The sequence below is a fragment of the Limnohabitans sp. T6-20 genome (assembly GCF_003063505.1).
In the GTDB taxonomy this organism is placed as follows: Bacteria; Pseudomonadota; Gammaproteobacteria; order Burkholderiales; family Burkholderiaceae_C; genus Limnohabitans_A.
In genome coordinates, this window is record NZ_NERW01000001.1 from 1,147,226 (window position 1) to 1,170,397 (window position 23,172).

Annotated in this window: 12 protein-coding genes and 2 pseudogenes; 8 read left to right on the forward strand and 6 right to left on the reverse strand. The window is 59.2% G+C overall.

Annotation, left to right across the window (positions count from 1 at the left end):
* The first annotated feature begins 35 nt into the window (after positions 1 to 35).
* The 6 genes from B9Z33_RS05555 to B9Z33_RS05570 all read left to right on the forward strand — a co-directional run bounded on the left by B9Z33_RS05555 (position 36) and on the right by B9Z33_RS05570 (position 15,734).
* The gene (locus B9Z33_RS05555; protein ID WP_108285923.1) at positions 36 to 8,855 is read left to right on the forward strand and encodes a hemagglutinin repeat-containing protein; all 8,820 of its coding nucleotides are present in this window, start codon (positions 36 to 38) and stop codon (positions 8,853 to 8,855) included.
* Positions 8,856 to 9,268: 413 nt separating this feature from the next.
* Positions 9,269 to 11,776 carry a hemagglutinin repeat-containing protein gene (locus B9Z33_RS05560; protein ID WP_108285924.1) on the forward strand — a complete coding sequence of 836 codons (2,508 nt, stop codon included), beginning with the start codon at positions 9,269 to 9,271 and terminating at the stop codon, positions 11,774 to 11,776.
* Positions 11,773 to 12,072: a hypothetical protein gene (locus tag B9Z33_RS15400; protein WP_146183825.1), complete on the forward strand. Its 300-nt coding sequence runs from the start codon at positions 11,773 to 11,775 to the stop codon at positions 12,070 to 12,072. Before B9Z33_RS05560 ends, B9Z33_RS15400 begins: the two co-directional genes overlap by 4 nt.
* Complete coding sequence (locus tag B9Z33_RS05565) at positions 12,069 to 15,011, forward strand: hemagglutinin repeat-containing protein (RefSeq protein ID WP_108286184.1); 2,943 nt, start codon at positions 12,069 to 12,071, stop codon at positions 15,009 to 15,011. The genes B9Z33_RS15400 and B9Z33_RS05565 overlap by 4 nt, the downstream gene beginning before the upstream one ends.
* Entirely contained in the window at positions 15,011 to 15,400 is a 390-nt protein-coding gene (locus B9Z33_RS15405) for a hypothetical protein (protein WP_146183826.1), read from the forward strand. Before B9Z33_RS05565 ends, B9Z33_RS15405 begins: the two co-directional genes overlap by 1 nt.
* 7 nt (positions 15,401 to 15,407) lie before the next feature.
* A complete protein-coding gene (locus tag B9Z33_RS05570; protein WP_108285925.1) occupies positions 15,408 to 15,734 on the forward strand; it encodes a hypothetical protein in 327 nt (108 codons plus the stop codon).
* Between the two features lie 132 nt (positions 15,735 to 15,866).
* On the opposite strand, the gene B9Z33_RS05575 is transcribed toward B9Z33_RS05570, so the two are convergent.
* On the reverse strand, positions 15,867 to 16,685 hold the full coding sequence (locus B9Z33_RS05575) for an integrase core domain-containing protein (RefSeq protein ID WP_158270177.1): 819 nt from the start codon (positions 16,683 to 16,685) through the stop codon (positions 15,867 to 15,869).
* Positions 16,686 to 16,865: 180 nt separating this feature from the next.
* Between B9Z33_RS05575 and B9Z33_RS15785 the strand changes: the two are divergent.
* Together B9Z33_RS15785 and B9Z33_RS05580 are read left to right on the forward strand one after the other, a co-directional pair.
* A pseudogene (locus B9Z33_RS15785) lies at positions 16,866 to 16,982 on the forward strand (ESPR domain-containing protein); the annotation flags it as partial.
* 9 nt (positions 16,983 to 16,991) lie between these two features.
* A pseudogene (locus tag B9Z33_RS05580) lies at positions 16,992 to 17,444 on the forward strand (hypothetical protein); the annotation flags it as partial.
* 136 nt (positions 17,445 to 17,580) lie between these two features.
* On the opposite strand, the gene B9Z33_RS05585 reads toward B9Z33_RS05580, so the two are convergent.
* From B9Z33_RS05585 to B9Z33_RS05605, 5 genes are all read right to left on the reverse strand, one after another.
* Positions 17,581 to 18,744 carry a class I SAM-dependent methyltransferase gene (locus B9Z33_RS05585; protein ID WP_108285928.1) on the reverse strand — a complete coding sequence of 388 codons (1,164 nt, stop codon included), beginning with the start codon at positions 18,742 to 18,744 and terminating at the stop codon, positions 17,581 to 17,583.
* A 58-nt stretch (positions 18,745 to 18,802) separates the two neighbouring features.
* Positions 18,803 to 19,594, reverse strand: a complete 792-nt coding sequence (locus tag B9Z33_RS05590) for an HAD-IIB family hydrolase (RefSeq protein WP_108285929.1) — start codon at positions 19,592 to 19,594, stop codon at positions 18,803 to 18,805.
* Positions 19,595 to 19,642: 48 nt separating this feature from the next.
* Positions 19,643 to 21,271, reverse strand: a complete 1,629-nt coding sequence (locus tag B9Z33_RS05595) for a peptide chain release factor 3 (RefSeq protein WP_108285930.1) — start codon at positions 21,269 to 21,271, stop codon at positions 19,643 to 19,645.
* Positions 21,272 to 21,424: 153 nt separating this feature from the next.
* Entirely contained in the window at positions 21,425 to 22,174 is a 750-nt protein-coding gene (locus tag B9Z33_RS05600) for a flagellar motor protein MotB (RefSeq protein ID WP_108285931.1), read from the reverse strand.
* Positions 22,171 to 23,151 carry a hypothetical protein gene (locus B9Z33_RS05605; RefSeq protein WP_108285932.1) on the reverse strand — a complete coding sequence of 327 codons (981 nt, stop codon included), beginning with the start codon at positions 23,149 to 23,151 and terminating at the stop codon, positions 22,171 to 22,173. Before B9Z33_RS05605 ends, B9Z33_RS05600 begins: the two co-directional genes overlap by 4 nt.
* Positions 23,152 to 23,172: the final 21 nt, after the last annotated feature.

Genomic DNA, 23,172 nt, shown 5'->3' on the forward strand with positions numbered 1-23,172 from the left:
CGTCACTCAAGTGAACGCACACAAGGGAGCACACCATGAACAAAACCCGTTACCGCATCGTTTTCAACAAAGCCCGAGGCTGCTTGATGGCGGTGGCAGAAACCGCCATTGCGCAGGGCAAAGGCGCATCCGGTGCTACAACGTGTGGCGCGACTCACCCGGGTCAGCTCAGACTGTCTGTCCTCGGTCTGGTATGCAAATGGTTGACCGGGACGGTCTTGGTTTGTTTGCCTTGGGCATGGCTTGCACCCTTGCAGGCCCAGACCGTGGCTACACGCATCGTGGCCGACCCCACAGCGCCCTCGGCTCAGCGCCCCACCTTACTTACCAGCTCCAACGGTGTGGTGCAAGTGGACATCCGCACCCCCAGTGCTGCGGGTGTCAGCCGCAACACCTACAGCCAGTTTGACGTGGGCGCCGCAGGAGCGGTGCTGAACAACAGCCGCACCCCTGTGCAAACCCAGCAAGGCGGCTGGGTGCAAGGCAACCCCTGGTTGGCCACGGGCAGTGCGCGGGTCATCCTGAACGAAGTTAACTCCAACAACCCTAGTTATTTGCAAGGCTATGTAGAGGTGGCCGGACAACGCGCCCAAGTCATCATTGCCAACCCATCAGGCATTGCCATCAATGGCGGCGGTTTCATCAATGCCAGCACGGCCACCTTGACCACCGGCACCCCGATCATGAACGCCGGGGCTCTGGAAAGCTTCCGGGTTCAAGGGGGACAAATGACCATTGAAGGGCAAGGCCTGGATGCTCGCAGCACAGACTACACCGCCATCTTGAGCCGTGCCTTGCAAGTCAATGCAGGCATTTGGGCGCAGCAACTGCAAGTGGTCACGGGTGCCAACGACATTGCCACAGCCAGCGTGAGCGCCGACACCGCTGTGCAAAGCACTGCGCTGTCAAACACAGCAAGTGCACCCAGTTATGCGCTTGACGTGGCGGCTCTGGGGGGCATGTATGCCGGAAAAATTCACCTGATCGGCACAGAGGTGGGTGTTGGTGTCCGCAATGCAGGCTTGTTGCAAGCGAGCAGTGGCCCCTTGATCCTGAGCCACCAAGGCTGGCTTTCCAACAGTGGCACCCTCCAGGCCTCAGGGGGCGATGTGATCGTCCAGACCCAAGGCACCATGGCGCAAAGCGGCACGATCTACAGCGACCGCAACGTCCAGTTGAACTCTCAAGCCAGCCAAACCCACAGCGGCGTTGTGGCCGCATTGGGCAGCGTGAAAATTCAGGCCAAAGACGCAGGCACAAGCACAAATACAGGCAGCGCTGCCCCCCAAATCCTGGCCAGCACCACCACGGTCTGGGCCGCTGGCATGCGTGCAGACGGCAGCCTCGAAACGCGGCCTGCGGGTGACACCACGGGTGGTCAAACCCTGCGAGTATCCGCCGATGGGCTCTTGCAAACCACAGGCCAAGCCTTGGCCACCGAAGCGCTTAGCTTGCAAGCAGCCAGCCTGGATGTCTCGAAATCGCGCCAACAAGCGCCCAGCATCCACATGCAAGCCACCACAGGCGACCTGCAAGCCACAGGCAGCCGCATTCTGGCTGCGCAAACCCTGCACATGCAGACAGCCCAAACACTGACCACCGACCGTGCTCAATTGCAAGCGGACACTCTCACCTTGCAAGCCCAGGCCTTGAGCAACGTTGCGGGCCAAATTACACAGACGGGACAAACCGACCAAAGTTTGACCCTGCAAGGACAACTCAACAACACCGCAGGCACCATCTACAGTGCCGCCCGGCACCTGAACATCCGTGCGCAAGGCATCGACAACACCGCCGGACAAATCTTGCACGCCGGTCAAGGCACCTTGGCCATTGACAGTCAAGGTGACTTGACCAACACCGTGCAAAGCAATACCCAGCCCGCCGTGTCCGATGGGGGGCGCATCATTGGCTCCGGGGCGGTGCAAGTCAGCGCTCAAACACTCACCAACAGTGGCAGCATCTATGCGGCCCAAGATCTCAGCAGTACAGCCAAGAGCCTGGACAACAGCGGCAATCTTTATGCCGGTGGCGCACAAACACTCACCGTCAACGAAGGCCTCCAAACCAGCGGCACCATTGCTGCCGCCAAAGACCTGAGCATCCATGCTGCCAGCATGGCAGGCACCAGCACCAACGTGCTGGCAGCAGGCATGGCCGCAGACGGGCAACTCAGCGGCACAGGCGCACTCACGGTGAACACCAGCGGGGTTTTGCAAAGCGCAGGCCAAGTGCTGGCGACGAACGGCCTGAGCCTTACGGGATCTGCCCTCAATCTGGCAGGCAGCGAAACCGGCACCACCGCAGCAGACGTGAGCCTGATCGCTAACAGTGGCGACATCAACACCCGACAAACCCAACTGAGCACGCCGGGCAAGCTCACCATCACCGCCAACAGCCAAGCCACACAAAAGCTGGACAACACCCAGGGCCAAATCAGCGCTCAGCAACTGGACATTCGTATTGGCCAACTCGTCAACGACCATGGGGCTATAGAGCAGACAGGTACAGGCGTGCAAACGGCCAGCATCAACACATTGGGCAGCTTGAACAACACCAGCGGCCGAATCGTGGCCAACGCACAAAACTTCACCTTGAATGCCGGTGCGCTGACCAACACCAGAGGCCTGATCGGCCATGCAGGCACAGGCCAGCTGCAAATGGATGCGATCAGCCTGGACAACACCCAAGGCAAGACCATAGGTAACGGTGCCGTCCTGCTCACAACAAGTGGCAACACCACCAACGCCAATGGTTTGATTTCCGCACAGCAGAACATGACACTGAGCGCAGGGGGCATCAACAACACCCAAGGCACTGTGGCCTCCATGAATGGGCAGGTCTCTTTGCAATCCCAAATCAACGGCTTAGACAACCGTCAAGGGCTCGTTCAAGCCAAGCAAAACCTGGACATCACCCTCGGCGGTACAGACAACAGCTTGCAAAACACCCTCGGTCAAATCATTGCCGGACACGAAATTAATCTGAGCACAGGCGTCTTCAACAATGCCCAGGGCTTGGTTACAGCCGGGTCAGACCTGCAAGTTGACACCCACGGCCAGACCCTGAACAACCAAGGAACCCGCAGTGCTGACCCCCATGCGGCAATCAAGGGCTTGATTGCCGGTGGTCAACTGGGCATTCAAAGCGGCGGCGTCGACAACAGGTCTGGCCTCATCCATGCCCTTGGTGATTTGGCCTTGACCAGCACCGGTGCTGTGAACAACTCGGCGCTTGCTGGCACCAGCAGCCAAATCTACAGCGGTGGCCAAATGACGCTGCAGGCCACAGGCCTGAACAACACCGGCAGCCAAATGTTGGCCGTGCAAAGCATGACTGCAGATGTCGCCAGCGGCACCATCGACAACAATCTGGCCTTGATGCGCACAGGCCAATCCCTGACCCTGCAGGCGGGCACCATCACCAATGCCAGCACCTTGGGCACAGCCAGCGACGGCACACCCGCGCCGACTGGCCTTGAAGGACAAAACGTGGCCCTGAGTGCGAGCAACATGGACAACAGCCAAGGTGCCATTCGGGCTGTGTACAACCTGAACATCCAAAGCAACGGACTGTTGAGCAACGATGCAGGCCTTGTGGTGGCCGACCAAAGCGTTGTGGTGCGTGCAGGCCGCTTGAGCGGGGCTGGGCAAATCGTCTCGCAAGGCGACGTCAGCCTGAGCTTGCAAGGTGACCACACCTTGGCAGGCACCTTGCAAGCCGGGGGCGAATTGCAATTGCAAACCACAGGCACGCTGACCAACCCGGTCACCGTGCAAGCCGGCAAAAACCTCAGCATCACGGCGGGCAACCTGGACAACCAAGCCAGCGGTCAACTGCTCAGCGCCCAAACCACCACACTGCACATCGGCAACACCCTGACCAATCGGGGCTTGATCGACGGGGCGGACACCCGCATACAGGCCACCGCCTTGAACAACTTGGGGACAGGTCGCATCTATGGCGACCGTGTGGCCATTGCGGCCAATACCTTGCACAACCAAGAAGAAACCGTGGGCATCGTCACACGAGCTGCCACCATCGCCGGGCGTGAACGTGTAGACATGGGCGTGCAATCCCTGACCAACCGAGAAAACGCTCTGATTTACAGCGGTGGCGACATGGCTCTGGGCGGCTCGCTGAACGCCACCTGGCGCGCAAATGGCGCAGCACAAAGCATCCACAACAACAGCGCCACCATCGAGGCAGCCCAAGGGCTGACGATTCAAGCGGTCAACATCCGCAACACCAACGAACACTTTGCCAGCCAAGTGCAGCAAATCAGCCAGACCGCTGTCCGCGAATACCAACATGCCCCAGGTGACGTGGTGTCCGCCAGTGACAACAGCACCCGATTTTCTTCAGCCCAGACAAGCATCACGGACTGTGAGTCTTTGTGCATGACCACCGTCGCAGGCACCAGTGATGCATTTGTGCAGTACAACTACACCCGCACCGTCGACGCCAGCGTGGTCACGCAAACCGCGCCTGGCCAAATCCTGGCAGGTCAAGGCATCACCATGACGGCAGACTCGCTGCTCAACGACAAAAGCCAGATCGTGGCTGGCGGCACTTTGAGTGTGCAGGCCACACGCGTGGACAACCTGCAGGGCGAAGGCACTCAAATCACCACCGACGAAGGCACAGCCACATCGTATTGGCGCAGAAGAAGAAGCGGGCGCGACACTTACAGCAGCAGTACTGGCGCCTATGCCCCTGCGGCCGCAACACAAACCATCGGCCTGAACGCTGCACGCTATGAGCAATATGCGGCCAGCGCCTCCTCAAGCACCGCACCTGCAGACAGCACCTTGTCTGCTGTGCAAACACAAGCGGACACGGCGGGTGGTGTGACCCGTCAGACGCTGGGCGTAGGGCTGGCCGCCATTGCGGGCACCCAAGCCAGCACTGCACAAGGCAGCAACATTACCGCACAAACCAACGCACAAAGCCCCAGCACGCAAACGCAGGTGCGCACCCAAACTTGGCGTGCCACGGTGCCAAACACCAGCCTGTACCGCCAACACCCCGAAGCTGGGGCCAAATACCTGGTTGAGTCCGACCCCCAATTCACGCAATACAAAACCTGGCTGGGCAGCGACTATATGACCGCGCAGCTGCAGTTTGACCCCGCCACCTCACAAAAGCGCATGGGCGATGGGTTTTATGAACAAAAGCTCGTGCGTGAACAGGTGCAAGCCCTGACCGGTCAGCGCTTTCTGGGCGACTACAGCAACGACCAAACGCAGTACATGGCCCTGATGAACAACGGCCTGACCTATGCCAAAGCCTTGAACCTGCGCCCCGGCATTGCTCTGAGCGCAGCACAAGTAGCGCAGCTGACCAGCGACATGGTCTGGCTGGTCACCCAAGAAGTCACGCTGGCCGACGGCTCCAAACAAAGCGTGCTGGTGCCGCAGGTCTATGTGCGCGTGCAGCCCGGCGATGTGGACGGCACTGGCGCCTTGCTTGCAGGACGTGACGTGCAGCTCAACTTGAGCGCAGACGCCACCAACAGCGGCACCATCGCCGGACGCAACCTTGTGCAAATCAACGCCAACAACATCAAAAACTTGGGCGGCAACGTCAGCGGCGCAGCCGTGGCGCTGCTGGCCGAGCAAGACATCAACAACATTGGCGGGCAAATCCAGGCCCAAAGCGCAGCGCTGCTCAGTGCGGGGCGGGACATCAACATCACCACGACCACCCAAAGCAGCACCAACCGCGCAGGCAACAACAGCTTTGCCCAACCCGGCATCGACCGCGTGGCCGGCCTGTACGTCTCTGGCCCCGCAGGCGTGTTGATTGCCAGCGCCGGGCGAGACCTCAACCTGACTGCCGCGCAAATCAGCAACCAAGGCACAGGCCCTGGCTCAGCAACCACCCTGAGCGCAGCACAAAACATCAACTTGGGCACCGTCACCACCAGTTCCAGCCAAGATATCCGCTGGAGCGGCGTGAACTACCTGCGCCAAAGCGCAAGCCAAGACGTGGGCAGCCAAATCAACACCGCAGGCAACCTGACCTTAAACGCCGGGCAAGACCTGAGCGCCAAAGCGGCCACCATCAACGCAGGCCAAGCCCTGAACGTGAACGCGGGCAACAACGTCAACATCACCACCGGCCAAGCCAGCCAAAGCCTGGACACGGCCAACACCGTCACCAGCAAAGGCACGCTGTCCAGTCGCACGCTCAACACCCGACAAACCAGCCAAAGCACCACCGCCGTGGCCAGCAACCTCGAAGGAGCCAGCGTGAGCATCCAGACAGGGCAAGACCTCACGGTCAAAGGAAGCAACATCCTCGCCGACCAAGCCGTGAACCTCAGCGCCGTGCGCAACGTGACCATTGAAGCGGCGCAAAACACCCAAAGCCAAACCGATTACCGGCAAGAGACCAAGAGCGGCCTCATGAGCGGTGGTGGCATTGGCTTCACGGTGGGCAAGCGACAGCAAAGCCTGGACCAACAAGGCCAAAGCACCACCGCAGCGGCCAGCACCATCGGAGCGATCAACGGCAACGTGACCATCAAGGCAGGCGGGGCCTACACCCAGACCGGCAGTGACGTGATGACCCCCAAAGGAGACATCGACATCACTGCCAAGAAAGTAGACATCACCGAAGCCCGGGAAACCGGCAGCCAAAGCACAGAACAAAAGTTCAAGCAAAGCGGGCTGACGGTGGCCATCACCAGCCCGGTGGTCTCGGCCCTGCAAACCGTGCAAAGCCAGATCAAGGCGGCAGGCAACACCAGCAGTGGCCGCATGCAAGCCCTGGCCGGGGCCAACGCGGCGTTCAACCTCAAACAAGCGGCAGACGCGCTCAAGGCTGGACAAGGAGACGCCAACGGCATGGTCAAAACGGGTGCGACAAACCCAGACGGCAGCCCCAAGACCAACGCAGACGGGACACCAGAAACTGCACAAGGCAACGCCGCAGACAAGGCTGGAGGCATTGGCATCAGCATCAGCGTGGGATCGAGCAGCAGCCAGTCCAAGCAAAGCTCCAGCGCAGACAACGCCCGTGGCAGCACACTGACGGCAGGCGGCAACGTCTCGATCAAAGCCACAGGCGATGGACAGGGCAGCAACCTCACGGTGCAAGGCAGCAGCATCCAAGCCGGGCAAACCACCACACTCAAAGCCGACAACCAAGTGAACTTGCTGGCCGCGCAAAACACCACCAGCGAGAGCAGCAGCAACCAAAGCAAGAGCGGCAGCGTGGGCGTGGCCATCCAGTTGGGTGCAGGCGGGGGCGGCATGGGTTTTACGGCCAGTGCCAGCAAAGCCTCGGGCCAAGGTGCAGGCAATGGCACGACCTACACCAACACGCAAGTGGCGGGCAGCGCAGTGAACATCGAATCGGGCGGTGACACCACCTTGAAGGGAGCCACAGTCAAGGCAGACCAAGTGACAGCCAACGTGGGCGGCAACCTCAAGATAGAAAGCCTGCAAGACACCCACCAATACAAAGAAAGCAGCAAAAGCGCAGGCGGCTCCATCATGGTGGGCGCTGGTGTCAGTGGCAGCATCAACCTGGCCAAGAGCAGCATCAACAGCACGTACACCAGCGTCAATGAGCAAAGCGCGATCAGGGCGGGAGACGGCGGCTTCCAAGTCGAAGTCAAAGGCAACACCACCTTGACGGGCGCACAGATCACCAGCACGCAAGCGGCTATCGATAACAACAAGGACAACAACAAGAACAGCTTCCAAACCGGCGGCACGCTCACCACCACCGACCTGCAAAACAAAGCCAGCTACGAGGCCAAGAGCGTGAGTGTGGGTCTGGGCGCAGGGGCCTTGCCCGGCAAAAGCGCCAGCGCAGGTATGAGCGGAGTTGGCTTTGGCAGCGACAAAGAATCGGCCAGCAGCACGACCACAGCAGGCATATCTGGCGTGGCGGGCAACACGACAGTCAGAACCGGAGATGCCAGCACCAGCCTCAAGACCATCTTTGATGCAGACAAAGTCAAAAAAGAGATAGAAGCGCAAGTGACCATCACGCAAGAGTTTGGCAAGCAGGCTGGTAAAGCCATCACCGACTACACCAACGGCCAGCGCAAGATCTTGCAAGAGCAGGCCAAGAACGCCAGCACACCGGAGGACAAGGCCAAAGCAGAACAGGCCATCAAAGATGTGAACATGCAAGAGCGGGCCTTGAACATCCTGACTGGAGCCCTGACGGGCATGGTGGGCAGTGTGATCACCAAAGAAGCCCTGTCCACGGCGGCAGAGAAGATGCGGGACTTGATGGTGGAGGACTCCAAGAAGTTTGCCGGGGTGGTGGACAGCACGGGCAAGCCTTTGTTCAGCAACCAAAGTGGTGAAAGTGCGGGGGTCAACGGGACTGGATTCAAACTGGGAGGCACGAGGGCTGATCTAGACTTGTTGTGTGGGACTGATGGAAACAGATGTTCGTTTGAAAAGAATCCCGACGGCTCAATTGACAAAAGCAAACCGGTGACGTTCCTAGGACAAGAAAACGCAGACAAATCGCGCCAGTCGTACGCTGAATTCTTGAAGACAGAGGAAGGCCAAAAAATGCTCTCAGCGCCCTTCGGTGGGTTGCAAGGCGGCGAAAGAACTTTGTTTGGTCAAACCTATGAGAAAGGCAGTTGGCAAGATAAGCTGATCGAGGCGTTTGCCGGTCCGCATGATTTGATTGGGGGCAAGCTCAGTGGGTTGTATGACGTACAGGGGAATGCGACTCAGGGACGCACACAGACAACAAAAAACGCCCAAGAAATATGGAGCGGTGCAGCCTTGCTGCCTGCTGCCCCGTTTGCAGCCTCACAGGTTTTGTCGCCTGAAATTTGGAAAGCCATTGGTATTTTGCTGAAAGCGGGGCAATGATCATGAGAAGCCTTTTTGTGGGGGTATGTGCCTCGATGATGTTGTTATCTGGCTGCGGTATTGGTGGGGTTTGGCTAGAGCCAAGTAATCGACCTCTCAGTCCTTCCTACCCCTACGGAGCCCGTTGGGTCAAGGAAGGGATGACGAGAGAAAGTCGCCTTGCTGACTGGGTGGCTTGTGGGGGGGGGGTGAATTTGAGTAATGGCTTTCGCACCAACAGTCACGGTGAACTTATGCGTCAGTATTTGGATGAAATGGAGAATCACAGCAGAAAATTGTCGAGTTGTATTCAGGCTAAGGGTTATGTATTCCAATATTTTTCCCGTCCTGGCTTGCCTGATGAATGCAGTCCCCAAATCTGTCTCTACCCCTGATTTTTCAGAATCACCGCCAAGAACTCGATTCATTGGACCGTGCAAAGCCAGCTGCAAGCCGCAGGCAACACCAGCAGTGGCCGCATGCAAGCCCTGGCCGGGGCCAACGCGGCGATGATCCTCAAACAAGCGGTCGACGCGGTCAAGGCAGGACAAGGTGATGCCAAAGGCCAAGTGCCCACGGGCAACAAGAACCCAGACGGCACACCAGAAACCAAACAAGGCAACGCCGCAGACAAGGCTGGAGGCATTGGCATCAGCCTCAGCGTGGGCTCTAGCAGCAGCCAGTCCAAACAAAGCAGCAGCGCAGACAACGCCCGGGGCTCCAGCATCAACGCAGGGGGCAACATCACCATCCAAGCCCCTGGCGCTGGACAAAACAGCAACCTCACGGTGCAAGGCAGCAGCGTCCAAGCCGCAGGCACAACCCGCCTGCAAGCCGACAACCAAGTGAACTTGCTGGCCGCGCAAAACACCACCAGCGAGAGCAGCAGCAACCAAAGCAAGAGCGGCAGCGTGGGCGTGGCAGCGCAGTTGGGCAACGGTGGAGGTGGTATCGGCTTCACGGCCAGTGCCAGCAAAGCCACAGGCCAAGGCGCGGGCAACGGCGTCACTTATACCAACACGCAAGTGGCGGGCAACACGGTGAACATCGAATCGGGCGGTGACACCACGCTCAAGGGCGCTGTGGTCAAGGCAAACCAAGTCACCGCAGACGTCGGTGGCAACCTAAGCATCCAAAGCCTGCAGGATCAAAACCAATACAAAGAAAGCAGCAAAAGCGCAGGCGGCTCCATCATGGTGGGCGCTGGTGTCAGTGGCAGCATCAACGTGGCCAAGAGCAGCATCAACAGCACGTACACCAGCGTCAATGAGCAAAGCGCGATCAGGGCGGGAGACGGCGGCTTCCAAGTCGAAGTCAAAGGCAACACCACCTTGACGGGCGCACAGATCACCAGCACGCAAGCGGCTATCGATAACAACAAGGACAACAACAAGAACAGCTTCCAAACCGGCGGCACGCTCACCACCACCGACCTGCAAAACAAAGCCAGCTACGAGGCCAAGAGCGTGAGTGTGGGTCTGGGCGCAGGGGCCTTGCCCGGCAAGAGCGCCAGCGCAGGCATGAGCGGGGTGGGCTTTGGCAGCGACAGCGGCAACGCAAGCAGCACAACGACAGCAGGCATCAGCGGCATAGCAGGCAACACGCAAGCCCGAACGGGCGACAAAGAAACCGGCATCGGGCAAGTCTTCAATAAAGACAAGGTCAAAGCCGAAGTGAACGCGCAAGTGGCGATCACCAGCGAGTTTGGCAAGCAGGCCTCAAAAGTGGTGGGGGACTACGCGGGCAGTCAGCTCAAAGACCTGAAAAAACAAGCCGACACAGAAACCGACCCCACCAAGAAAGCTGCTTTGCAGGCCGAAGCGGCCAAGTGGGAAGAAGGTGGCACAAACCGAATAGCCTTGCACGCGGTGGTGGGCGGGCTCACGGGCGGAGTGCAGGGCGCAGTGGGTGCAGGAGCAGCCAGCGCAGCAGCGCCGGGCATAGACCCACTGCAAGGCCAACTCAAAGCGGCCCTCAAAGACGCGGGCATGAACGACAGCGCAGCGAACGTGATCGCTGGCCTGGCCGGTGGCGGCGCGGCAGCAGCGGTGGGCGCAGCGGCCAGTGGCGGATCAACCGCAGGTGGGGCGACGGCATTCAATGCGGACATGAACAACCGGCAGTTGCATTCGACAGAAGTGCAAAAGGCCAAAGAACTGGCAGCTAAGAGCGGGGGCAAGTACAAGCAGTCAGAGATTGAAGAGCAAATGCGCCTGATGGGCAACACCGCCACTGCTGAACTATCAAACACCACCACGGTGCTGACCAACACAGATGCCATTGTCAACAGCCTCAACAACGATCCGAGCATGCCCAAGATTGCACAGGGCAACGTGGTGGTGGAAGTGCCAGGTAAAGCCAACCCAGAATTGCAAAATTGGATCATCAGCAACACCACACAAGGCGCGGACTATATCCCCGGACAAAGCCCATACATCAACAGCAATGCGGCGTTGAACGGACCCAAACTGACCACGGATGTGAAAGTGAACGCACCCACTGCGGCTGTGGCAAACAATGATGTGGCAGGTAAATCGGGGGTTGGCGTTCAGCAAAACGCACCATTGACACAGCAAGCGAGAGAGACGATTGCTGACGCGGCAAGCGATGTGAGCCGACAGGCGGGAGTGATTGGCGCAGCTGCTACAGCTGCAACAGGCGCAGCCTCGCCACAAATTAAACCGTTGACAGGCTCAGTAGCCGTAGGGGCAACAGTCATCGGTGTGGCGGCTGATGTAATAGAGCAAGTGGCTAGGCCGGATTTGGGTGTAACAACAACGAATACTGCAGGAACAATTGTTCAAACAGCGGTTGAGCGAATTCCTGGCAGCAAGGCGGTCACTCCGATTACGAACGAATTGATTGAAATGTGGAAAAACTCCGGTAGCGCTCGTTCTATTCAAGATTGGATTAACGAACGATTCGGCGGGAAAACACAATGAAAAATATTTTTATATCTGGAGGCAAATTCACCTTGTTTGGTGTTGCCTTTTTTGTTGTCAGTGGTTTTTTTGTAGTGTATTTATCTGTTGAATTTGTTCCTTGGAAGTTGGGAAAATTTCTCGGCTTGTGTCTTGGCCTAGCAATTGCGGCGGTTGGTGGTTTTAGCGGAAGAGCGCATGCATTGGACTTGCCTCCTCCTTTCACCAAAGACCCCATAGGCTGGCGCAAAGCCAAGGAGAGCTACAAATCACAAGAGGATGCTGACAAGTCGGTGAAGAAGGACGAGCAGACATGAACCCCCAAACTCATCGACTAATCTTCAATCGATCTCGAGGTTGCCTGATGGCGGTGGGTGAACATGCCCGCAGCAGTGGCGGTGGGTGTTCTGGTGCAAGGCGCAGCAAGCGTAGGTGCAGCCAAAGCACAGAACAAAAGTTCAAGCAAAGCGGCCTGACGGTCGCCATCACCAGCCCTGTGGTCTCAGCCCTGCAAACGGCCAGCAGCCAGTTGCAAGCCGCAGGCAACACCAGCAGTGGCCGCATGCAAGCACTGGCTGGGGCCAACGCAGCCATGAACCTCAAGCAAGGCGCAGACGCGCTCAAGGCCGGACAAGGCGATGCCAACGGCCAAGTGCCCACGGGCAACAAGAACCCAGACGGCACCCCGGAGATGAAAAACGCCAACGCCGCAGACAAAGCCGGAGGCATTGGCATCAGCCTCAGCGTGGGATCGAGCAGCAGCCAATCTAAACAAAGTTCCAGCGCAGACAACGCCCGGGGCTCCAGCATCAACGCAGGGGGCAACGTCACCATCCAAGCCACAGGCGATGGACAGGCCAGCAACCTCACGGTGCAAGGCTCCAGCATTCAAGCCGGGCAAACCACCCGCCTGCAAGCAGACAACCAAGTGAACCTGCTGGCCGCACAAAACACCACCACCGAGAGCAGCAGCAACCAAAGCAAGAGCGCCAGCGTGGGCGTAGCCATCCAACTGGGGGCAGGCGGCGGCGGTATGGGCTTTACGGCCAGTGCCAGCAAAGCCACGGGCCAAGGCGCGGGCAACGGTGTCACTTACACCAACACGCAAATGGCGGGCAATACGGTGAACATCGAATCGGGCGGTGACACCACGCTCAAAGGCGCAGTGGTCAAAGCCAACCAAGTGACAGCCCAAGTGGGCGGCAACCTCACCATCCAAAGCCTGCAAGACACCAACCAATACAAAGAGAGCAGCAAAAGCGCAGGCGGCTCCATCATGGTGGGCGCAGGTGTCAGTGGCAGCATCAACCTGGCCAAGAGCAGCATCAACAGCACTTACACCAGCGTCAATGAGCAAAGCGCGATCAGGGCGGGAGACGGCGGCTTCCAAGTCGAAGTCAAAGGCAACACCACCTTGACGGGCGGGCAGATCACCAGCACGCAAGCGGCCATCGACAACAACAAGGACAACAACAAGAACAGCTTCCAAACCGGCGGCACGCTCACCACCACCGACCTGCAAAACAAAGCCAGCTACGAAGCCAAGAGTGTGAGTGTCGGTCTGGGCGCAGGGGCCTTACCCGGCAAGAACGCCAGCGCAGGCATGAGCGGAGTTGGGTTTGGCAGCGACAGCGGCAATGCGGCCAGCACCAGCACAGCAGGCATCAGCGGCATAGCAGGCAACACGGCAGCCCGAACCGGAGACAAAGAAACCGGCATCGGGCAAGTCTTCAACAAAGACAAAGTCAAAGCCGAAGTGAATGCGCAAGTGGCGATCACCAGCGAGTTTGGCAAGCAGGCCTCAAAAGTGGTGGGGGACTACGCCAAGACGCAATACGACAAAGCAGTTGCGGCAAAAGACCAAGCAGGCATAGACGCGTGGAAAGAAGGCGGCACGAACCGTGTAGCTTTGCACGCAATCGTCGGTGGGCTCACCGGCGGAGCCAGTGGCGCAGTCGGGGCGGCTACCAGTCAAGCGGTCATTGACCAAGTTGGTCAAGCCCTCAAAGACACCAACCTGCCCACGGAACTCAAACAAGCCTTGGTCTTAGCAGCAGGCACCGTCGTGGGCTCCGCCACAGGCGGTTCGGCAGGTGCGGCCACTGCATTCAATGCGACGGCAAATAACTACCTCACACACGCTCAATTGCAAAGCAAACAACAGCAACTGGCCGCATGCAAAACAGACGTCTGCAAAAAAGAAACCACCAGTACCTGGGACAAAGTGAGTCAAGCCGCTAACAGCCGCGTCGAAGAAAAGGTGCTGCAAAGCAGCGAAAGCACCAACCTCAAGACCATGGAGCAACTGTCTGCAGACATGAGCGGACTGGCACAGTACAAGCGTGGTCTAGAAACGCAACTGCGCAGCACCACAGACCCGACGCAAAGGGCGAACCTGCAACTGCAAATCAACGAAGCCGACAACAGCATGCGCCAGGTTGCCAACCTAGGCAAAGACACGTTGGCGTTGATGTACCAGCAAACGGGCAATCCGCAATATCAAAATGCGTATCAAGCACTCACCGCCGCAACCAGCGGCAACGAAATCGCCGGGGCATTGGTCATGCCCGGAGGCAGCGGAGGTAACATCAACAAGGCGGTGCAAGAGACTAAGTCAGGGGCGCAGCTGGCACAGTCTGCAAAAATCAACGCCTTGGCTGATGAAGCGCAAACTGCGAACGCCTCTTTAAACAAGGCAAGCGGTGCAGCAGCAGACTTAACGTATGTACCGCCAAAGCACACCAGCAACGAGAACTTCCAAACGCATGGACTGAGCACAGACCAAGTGCCTGCCAGCATCAAAAACCAGATGACCAAGGATTTGGAGGCTACGTTTGGGGCGGGGGCGGCAGGTCAAGCTGCTGAGCTCATCAACTCAGGTCGTTCGGTCCCTGTTCCGATGCAAGCCACCCAGGAGACGAAGTTGTATAAGTTGGTCGCAAATGAAAACCCCAACTCTCCAAGTGGCGCATCACCATACTTTGTCGACGGCACGCAGTTACAGCGCATCCAAAAAAACCCATCTCTTGCCAATGACTTATTAGGTCTACCTTCCAGCAGCCAGAGTTCGGGTTTCAAGGTGTACGAGATCCAACCTCAACCCAGTACTACCCCTACGGTTTACCAATCGGATGTCGCTACGGCCACTAACAAAGTGGGTCCTGCTGCAGTTGGCAATGCTACGCAAACCTTGGTGCCTGATCGTAGCTTGTGGACTGAACCTAAACTTACCAATATCAAGATTGGAGGTAAGTAATGTCAACGCCGTTCAAACTCGATCACGATGCGTTGGCCTGCTGTGCATTAGAGCTCCGTAACGCGATGCAAACATCCACGAATCGTGAAATCGCATATTTTAGAAAATTTATCGATGATCAATTGGAGGGGCTTAATCCTCTTCTAGACCTGTGCATCAATAAACATCTGGAAGAACCATTTTATTTGAGTGGGGCGAAAGTATTTAATGATGAGTTGGCATTTCCAGAATTTACAAAACCGTTCTATGAACTTGCTCATTTACTTCAGGGTGGAATGACGCATGAAGAATTCTGGGCGTCGGAATATTACAAAGAACGTCGCCTTCCCCGCCAACTACGCAAGCCCCCCGAATACGTGCCCAGTGCGGAGACACTGCGCAAGATATGAGTAGCAGATGCAGCACCAAAACAGTTCGCATCGCTACGACCAGACTATAGGCACAGGCGCCTTGCTTGCAGGACGTGACGTGCAGCTCAACTTGAGCGCAGACGCCACCAACAGCGGCACCATCGCCGGACGCAACCTGGTGCAAATCAACGCCAACAACATCAAAAACTTGGGCGGCAACGTCAGCGGCGCAGCCGTGGCGCTGCTGGCCGAGCAAGACATCAACAACATTGGCGGGCAAATCCAGTGTCATGTCCGAGTGTCCGCAACACTTTCCCTGTTGGAATTCAAGCCCCATTTTTTCAAACCTCAGCCTCTTTGGGCTGGTTTTTGATGGCGTGGTTGGGCTTGTTGGTGTTGCGCTGTGCCTGCTTTTTACGCAAATGCTGGCACCTGCGCAGGCTGCCCCCCTGCCCTGTGCGGACAGTGGCGCTTGAGGTGTTTTAACGTGTCTGCTTTGACTGCACTACCTCCTGATCCAGTAACCACGCATCAGCCCGGCCAAGGCGTGCACTTCGGTGGTTTGCTTGATCGGCATCTGTCGAATGTCAGCAGGCCTGAGCCCCGCAAAGTGCTCAGCCGGTGTGAGCCCGTGCAGGTTTTGGTGGGGCCTCGCGTGGTTGTAGAAAACCCGAAACTCATCCAGTGCCGCTTGCAGCGCTGCGCCGCTGGGGATGGCGAGCTGCCTGAGCAAAGGCTTGAGCGTGCCAAACAAACGCTCGATCCTGCCGTTTTGCCAAGGGGCATGCTTTTGCGTGGTCTGGTGCTTGATGCCCGCCAGCTTGAGGAGGGTGTTGAACACCCAGCTGTTGAAGACTGCCTCGTTGTCGGTGCGCAAGCGCCGGGGTTTACCGTGTTGGGCAATGGCCAGACACAGGTGCCCCAACATGGACCAGCTGCAGCGGTGCGTGAGGGTGTGCAAGCGCAGGGCCAGGCGGCTGCCGTGGTCGATGATGCCGATGGCGGCATGGGTGGTGTGCTGGGTGTCGGTGAAGAATGTCATGTCCATGGCCCAGGTGTGGTTCACATTCACGGTGCGGGGCTTGGTTGCTCGAATTTGGCGGCGCAGTCCGGCAACCTCGTGCTGGTGGCTGGCGATCAACTCGGCGACAAAGGTTTTGCCTACGCTCAGACCCGGATGCAGGCGGTTGAAGGTGCGGGCTACTGCACGGCAACCAGCACAGGGCATATGGGCTTTGAGACGCAAGACCTCACGGCGCAGCCAGTCTGGTTTGCGGCGGTGCAAGGGAGTAACGCTGGGGATGCAGGCTTTGGGGCGACGCACGAAGGTGGGCGGTGTTGGCCTTGGCATCAGGCCCAAGACAAGCAACACCACAAAGCACAGAACGGCGCAAAATAATTGCAAATGAAGCAAGGCAAAATCACTGACTTTTAGATGGGCTAAAAATTCCGATTCAGCGCTCAACCTGGTCATGAATCACCCAAGCCCTGAGCGTCTGACCGCATGAACAAGCAAAGCTATCGCATTGTTTTCAACGAATCCAGAAGCTGCCTGATGGCCGTGGCCGAAACCGCCTTATCGCAAGGCAAATCGGCAAGTGGCGTGCACGTCGGCGGCACACCTGCTCGAAGCATGCCGAGCATTGCGCACCCTTTGCAATTGCTCAAGGACGTGGGCTTGGGCTACCTCACGCTGGGGCAGCCCTCACCCACGCTCAGCGGTGGGGAGGCTCAGCGGATCAAATTGGTGACTGAGCTGACCAAGGTGCGCGACGAAGTGGGTAAGCGCGGCAACAAGGCACCGCACACTTTGTATGTGCTGGACGAGCCCACGGTGGGTCTGCACATGGCCGATGTGGACAAGCTCATCAACGTGCTGCACCGATTGGTCAACGCTGGGCACAGCGTGATCGTGATCGAACACGACCTGGACGTGATCGCCGAAGCCGACTGGGTGATTGACCTGGGGCCGGAAGGCGGTAACGCGGGTGGCCGCATCGTCGCCGCTATGACGCCTGAAGCGCTGGTGCGCTTGGGCACGCACACCGGTGTGGCGCTGGGGCCTGTCTTGGCCAGGGTTTGATGGCAGATTTTGTGGGAGGCAGCCCCTGCGGCCGAACAGTGGTTTTGCGCTGAAGCTGGCGTTGAGTGCCAGTGGTGGTTCAACCTTTCGCGAGCAGGGGCTCGCTCCCACAGGGGCCGTCCTTATCAGGGGGCCGTCAGTTGGCCACGCACAAGCGCCACAGCGAGGTGACTTCTGCCGACCGCGCTGCATGCAGCGGGTCGGTGGTGTCTTGGGCTTTGGCGTGCACGGGTTTCACATCCATGCGGCCTGCGACTTCCAAGCCCGCATCCGCGATCCAGCCCAGCAGCGCTTCGCGTGTGCGCAGACCCAGGTGTTCGGCCAAGTCAGACAAGATCAGCCAGCCTTCGCCGCCTGCGCACAGGTGCGCGGGCAAACCGGCCAAAAAGCCCTTGAGCATTTGGCTGCCTTCGTCGTAAACGGCTTGTTCCAGCAGTGTGGTCGGGCGTGCGGGCAGCCAAGGTGGGTTGCAGACCACCACGGCCGCTTGGCCTTCCGGGAACAAGTGGGTGTGTTGCAAGGTCACCTGGTTTTGCAGGCCCAGGCGTTGCAGGTTGTCCAAAGCGCAAGCCAAAGCGCGCTCTGACATGTCGGTGCCGACCACGTGGGTGGCACCGCGTCGCGCCATCACGGCGGTCAACACGCCTGTGCCCACGCCGATGTCAAAAGCCATGGGGTTGGCACGAAATGCTTCGGGCAAGGGCGCATTGGCCACCAACTCGACATATTCGCCGCGCACGGGCGAGAACACGCCGTAGTGTGGATAAATGCGCAAGGCCTCGCCCATGTCGGGAACCTCGACGCCGTTTTTGCGCCACTCAAAGGAGCCAATGACCCCTTGCAAACTGCGGAGCGATATGACCGAGGGCTGTCCGTTGGCTGGGCCAAAGGCTTGCATGCAGGCTTGCTTGGCGTCGGGTGCGCGGCGCAGGTCAATGCCGTAGTCGCCATTCAGTTCAATCAAGACCTGGCTCAGAATGCGCGTGCGCTGGGCTTGCGCCTGGCGGTGGGTGTGGAAGGCCGCACCGGCGATCACAGGTGCATCCGGGTCTTGTTTTTTGACGCGGACTTTTTTGGGCTTGTCGATGCGCCGTGTTAGCGCTTGCAGCATTTGCCGGGCATTCTGAAAGTCGCTGCGCCACAGCAAACCGGTGCCCGCGCAGGCCAGCCGGTAGGCCGTGTCGGCCGTCATGGTGTCGTCGGCCAGCACCACGCTTTTGGGCAACACTTGGTCTGAGCGCCACAGGGCCGAGCGCGGGGTGTCTTTTTCAGACCAGGTCAAAAAGGTGGGGGCGTTCATGCGCGTGTCCAGTCAGAGTTTGTGTGTGCCTCGCAGCTTGCCGCGAAGGATTTTGTCATCAGCGGCAGGGGATGCCCGCCAGCAGATGCCGGGTCAGTTCGGCGAAACCTGCGCCGCGTTCACTGGGGGTGATGTAGCGAGGCGGGTGCGTGAGTTGCGCTTCGAAGCGTCGGATGTTGGCCACGCCCACACTGTGTGGGAAGTGCTCAAACATCACTTGGTCGTTGGTGGAGTCTCCCACATAAACCCAGCGGTTCATTTCTGCATCGAGATCGCGCCCATACAACTCGCGCACGATCCAGCGGGCACCGGTGAGTTTGCTGTGCTCGCCAAACCAGCCATTGATGTGGATGCTGCTGACGGTGGCGGTCATGCCTTCGGCCTGCATGAGGCGCACGACCTCGTCGATGGCCGTTGGGGGTAAATGGGTGAATTCGCTGTGGTCGATGGCGATGTCGGTTTCGCGGCCTGCGCTGTCTTGTGAGCGGTACGCACCAGGTACAACTTGCTCGATGTGCGCCAGCACCTGCTGCATGCGGGCGAAGTTGGCGGTGCGTGTGGCGGTGTCTTGCTGGTAGCGCTTGCGCAGGCCTTGTGTTACCGAGTGTTGCAGGCCCACCGCGCCGTTTTCGGCCACGATGGCGTCGACCGGCCAGCTGGCTGCAAACGGCTCGCTCCAGCCCACCGGCCTGCCGGTGATCGGCACCACCTGTAGGCCTGACGCCTTCAGATCGGCCAAGGCTTGCAAGGCATCGGGCGTGATGGCCCCTTCGGTCGTCAGCGTGTCGTCGATGTCGGTGAAGACGCCGACGATGGGGCGTGGGACCAGCCAGCTGGAGAGGGGGCGCATCGGTGAACGTTGGCTCGGTTTAATTGGAATCTGACCCCAACTAAGTCATCAACCCGCCGAGCCCAGCGCCAAGCCCGCGTGCTCGCGCAGCGGGTGGAAGTGGATCTTGGGAAAGCGCTCTTGCGCCAGGCGCACGTCATAAGGACTGGTGCACAAGTAGGCCAGCGTGCCTGCCGCATCCAGCGACATGCGCTGGGGGTAGGCGTTGGTGAACTCGCGCAGCTCGGCCGGGGTATCGGCGGTGATCCAGCGGGCGCCGGTGTACTGGCAGCCTTCCAGGCGCACGTCGCAGTCGTATTCGGCCTTCAGGCGGTGCTGCACCACTTCGAACTGCAGCTGACCCACCGCACCCAGCAGCATGGGGCCGCCGATTTCGGGTTTGAAGACCTGAATCGCGCCTTCTTCACCGAGTTGGTCGAGGCCGGTTTGCAGCTGCTTGGTGCGCAGCGGGTTCTTCAGGATCACGGTCATGAAGAGTTCGGGCGCGAAGAAGGGCAGGCCGGTGAATTGCAGATTCGCGCCGTCGGTGATGGTGTCACCCAGCTGCACGCCGCCGTGGGTGGTGAAGCCAATGATGTCGCCCGCATAGGCTTCGTCGACCGCTTCGCGGCGCTGGCTGAGGAAAGTGACCACGCTGGTGGGGCGCAGTTCTTTGGCGGTGCGTTGCACCTTGAGCTTCATGCCCGGGGTGTATTTGCCAGACGCCATGCGCACAAAGGCGATGCGGTCGCGGTGGTTGGCGTCCATATTGGCTTGCACCTTGAACACCACGCCTGAAAACGCGCTGTCTTCGGGCTGGATCTCTTTGACCACAGGCTGTTTGTTGACCAGCAAGTTGCTGGTGCGGGGCTTGGGCGCGGGGGCCAGGTCGACCAGGGCGTCGAGCACTTCCATCACACCGAAGTTGTTCACGCCGGAGCCGAAGAACACGGGCGTTTGTTTGCCCGCCAAGAAGGCCGCTTCGTCAAAGGCGGGCGATGCGCCAGTGGCCAACTCCATGCTGTCCATCGCGGTTTGCCATTCCAGGCCAAAGCGCTCGGCCAGTTGGGCTTGCTCGGTCAGGGGAATGGTTTCAAAGTCTTGCGGCAGGCGTTCAGAGCCAGAGTCGAACACGGTCATGGCCTGCGTGCGCAGGTTGATGATGCCGCCGAAGCTCTTGCCTTGGCCCACGGGCCAGGTCATGGGCACGCAGGGCATGCCCAGCTCGCGCTCGACTTCGTCGAGGATGTCGAGCGGGTCGCGCACTTCACGGTCCATCTTGTTCACAAACGTGATGATGGGCGTGTCGCGCTGACGGCAAACCTCGATCAGGCGGCGGGTTTGCGCTTCCACACCGTTGGCCGCGTCAATCACCATGAGCGCCGAGTCCACGGCGGTGAGCACGCGGTAAGTGTCTTCAGAGAAGTCTTTGTGGCCGGGGGTGTCGAGCAGGTTGATGACGTGGTCGCGGTACAGCATTTGCATGACCGACGAGGCCACCGAGATGCCGCGCTGCTTTTCAATTTCCATCCAGTCTGAGGTGGCGTGGCGCGAGGCTTTACGGGCCTTGACCGAGCCAGCGATCTGGATCGCACCCGAGAACAGCAGCAGCTTTTCGGTCAGCGTGGTTTTACCCGCGTCGGGGTGGGAAATGATGGCAAAAGTCCGGCGGCGCCGGGTTTCGTGGGCGTAGGTCACAAGGGGTCCTGAAGATCGTGCGGGTGGCCAAACAGCCCCCGTGGTGGCCAAGCCCTGTGCAGGCTGGCAAAAGCGTGATTTTACCGGGCCAGCAGGGCGGCAAGTCCCTGTCGGGCCATCGGTGGCAGAACGGTCAGCCGATCGACCGGGCGCTCAGCGTGAGGCCACCGGGCATTTGAAGTCGTCGTCCCAGGGGATGGGGCGCGCCTCTTCGGCTTCGCAGCCGGGCGTGTGGGCGGCGCATTGGGGGCGCAGGTCCTTGAATTCCAGCCGCAGTTCGACGCGGCGGCTTTTTTCGGGCTGGTTCAGGATGGCCGAGTTGAACGAGGAGCCGCCCACGAAGAACATTTCCCGGATCGCTTTGCGGTCTTCGAGGCTGGGGGCTCCGGGTGCCTTGGCATCAAGTAGCACGCACAGCACGCGTTGGGAGCGTTCCAAGCTCAGGTTGAGGTTGTACAAATAAGAGCCTTCAGGGCTGGCATAGCCTTCGAGCACGAAGCGCTTGAGCCAATCCTGGCAGCCAGGCGTGTGGGCCACTCGGAGCATTTGCGGCACGAAGCTGCGCAAAAAAGCCATGCGTTGGGGTTCCAGCTCGTTGCTGTCTTTTTTGAATTCTGCCAAGGCACCCCATTCCAGGGTCTGACCCCGCAGTTTCACGCCCGCGTATTCGGCTTGCTGGGTGAGTTGCTGCACATGACTCAGGCAGCTGGAGATGGCTTGGTCACGCGTCATGCGGTTCTCGTCCATCTTGCGCAAGCCCTGCGTGACGTTCATCAAGGCGACCGCCATGGCCACCAAAAACAGCACCATGAGGGCGGTCATCAAATCTGAAAACGAAATCCAGAAGGGTTTTTCTGCCTCGTCACTGCGCTTGCGGGTGGGCGCTTTTCTGGAGCCGATCATGGGGCCGAACGTGTTGGGGTGTGCGTGGGCGATTCGCGCAGTTGACTCAGGATTTTGAAGGACAGCGCGGCTTGCATCTCGGCCGCCAAGGTCAGGCGCGCCATGTACTGCACACCCCCTTGCGGGTTGAACAGGGTGTCGAGCCATTGCTGGAGTTCCTCGACCTGCCGGTAACGCCCTGTCAGCACCGATTTCTCGATCCAGGTGAACACCATCGCCAAGGTGATGGCCAGGGCCGAGACCAAAAAGGCGTGGCCCACGGTTTGTACCAGTTGGCTCAGTTCGGCCTGCACCCGCTCCGGGTCGGAGACGTCAAAGCTGATGAGCCCGGCAATCAGGCCTGTGAAGGTGCCAATGATGCCCACGCCCGTCAGGATGCCGGGGATGTGTTTGTAGAAGTTCGATTGCAGTGGCGAGTCCACCAGGGCTTGCTCGGTGAAGTAGTTTTCGGCATGGCTGTTGGCTTGCCATTGGCCGGTGGTGTTTTGCGTCGACACCTCCAGTTGCTGCAGCGCCTCCAGCGCCTGGTTGTATTCGGTCCAGAGCTTGCCCAGGCTGGGGTCGTTTTGCGCCAGTTGTTCCAGGTTGGAGAGGTCGAGACGGTGGCCGTTGGAGGCCACGTCCATGTGGGCGAAAAATGCCCGGGACAAGTGTCCCACCCGCTGCCGGGCCGCCCCGAGTGGACCGGCATCGGCCGCTTGCCATTGCGCCTGCAGCGTGCTGGCATATTGCTGCCAGGCGTGTTGCAAGGCGGGCGATGTCATCACCTCGTCTTTCAACTGGGCCAGATCGATGTGGGTGCCGGGTGCTTGCTGCGACAGCGCTGCCAAATGGGCATTGACCTGAGACAGACTGGTTTTGAGCCGAAGCGCGGGGCTGACAAATTGGGTGCCGTAATTCAGGGCAATGAGTCCAATCACGGCCGCAACGGCCCACAAATGCCAGTAATCGGGGAGGTGAAGCATCAGGTCTGACATGGGTGAGGGGCTGGGAAGCTG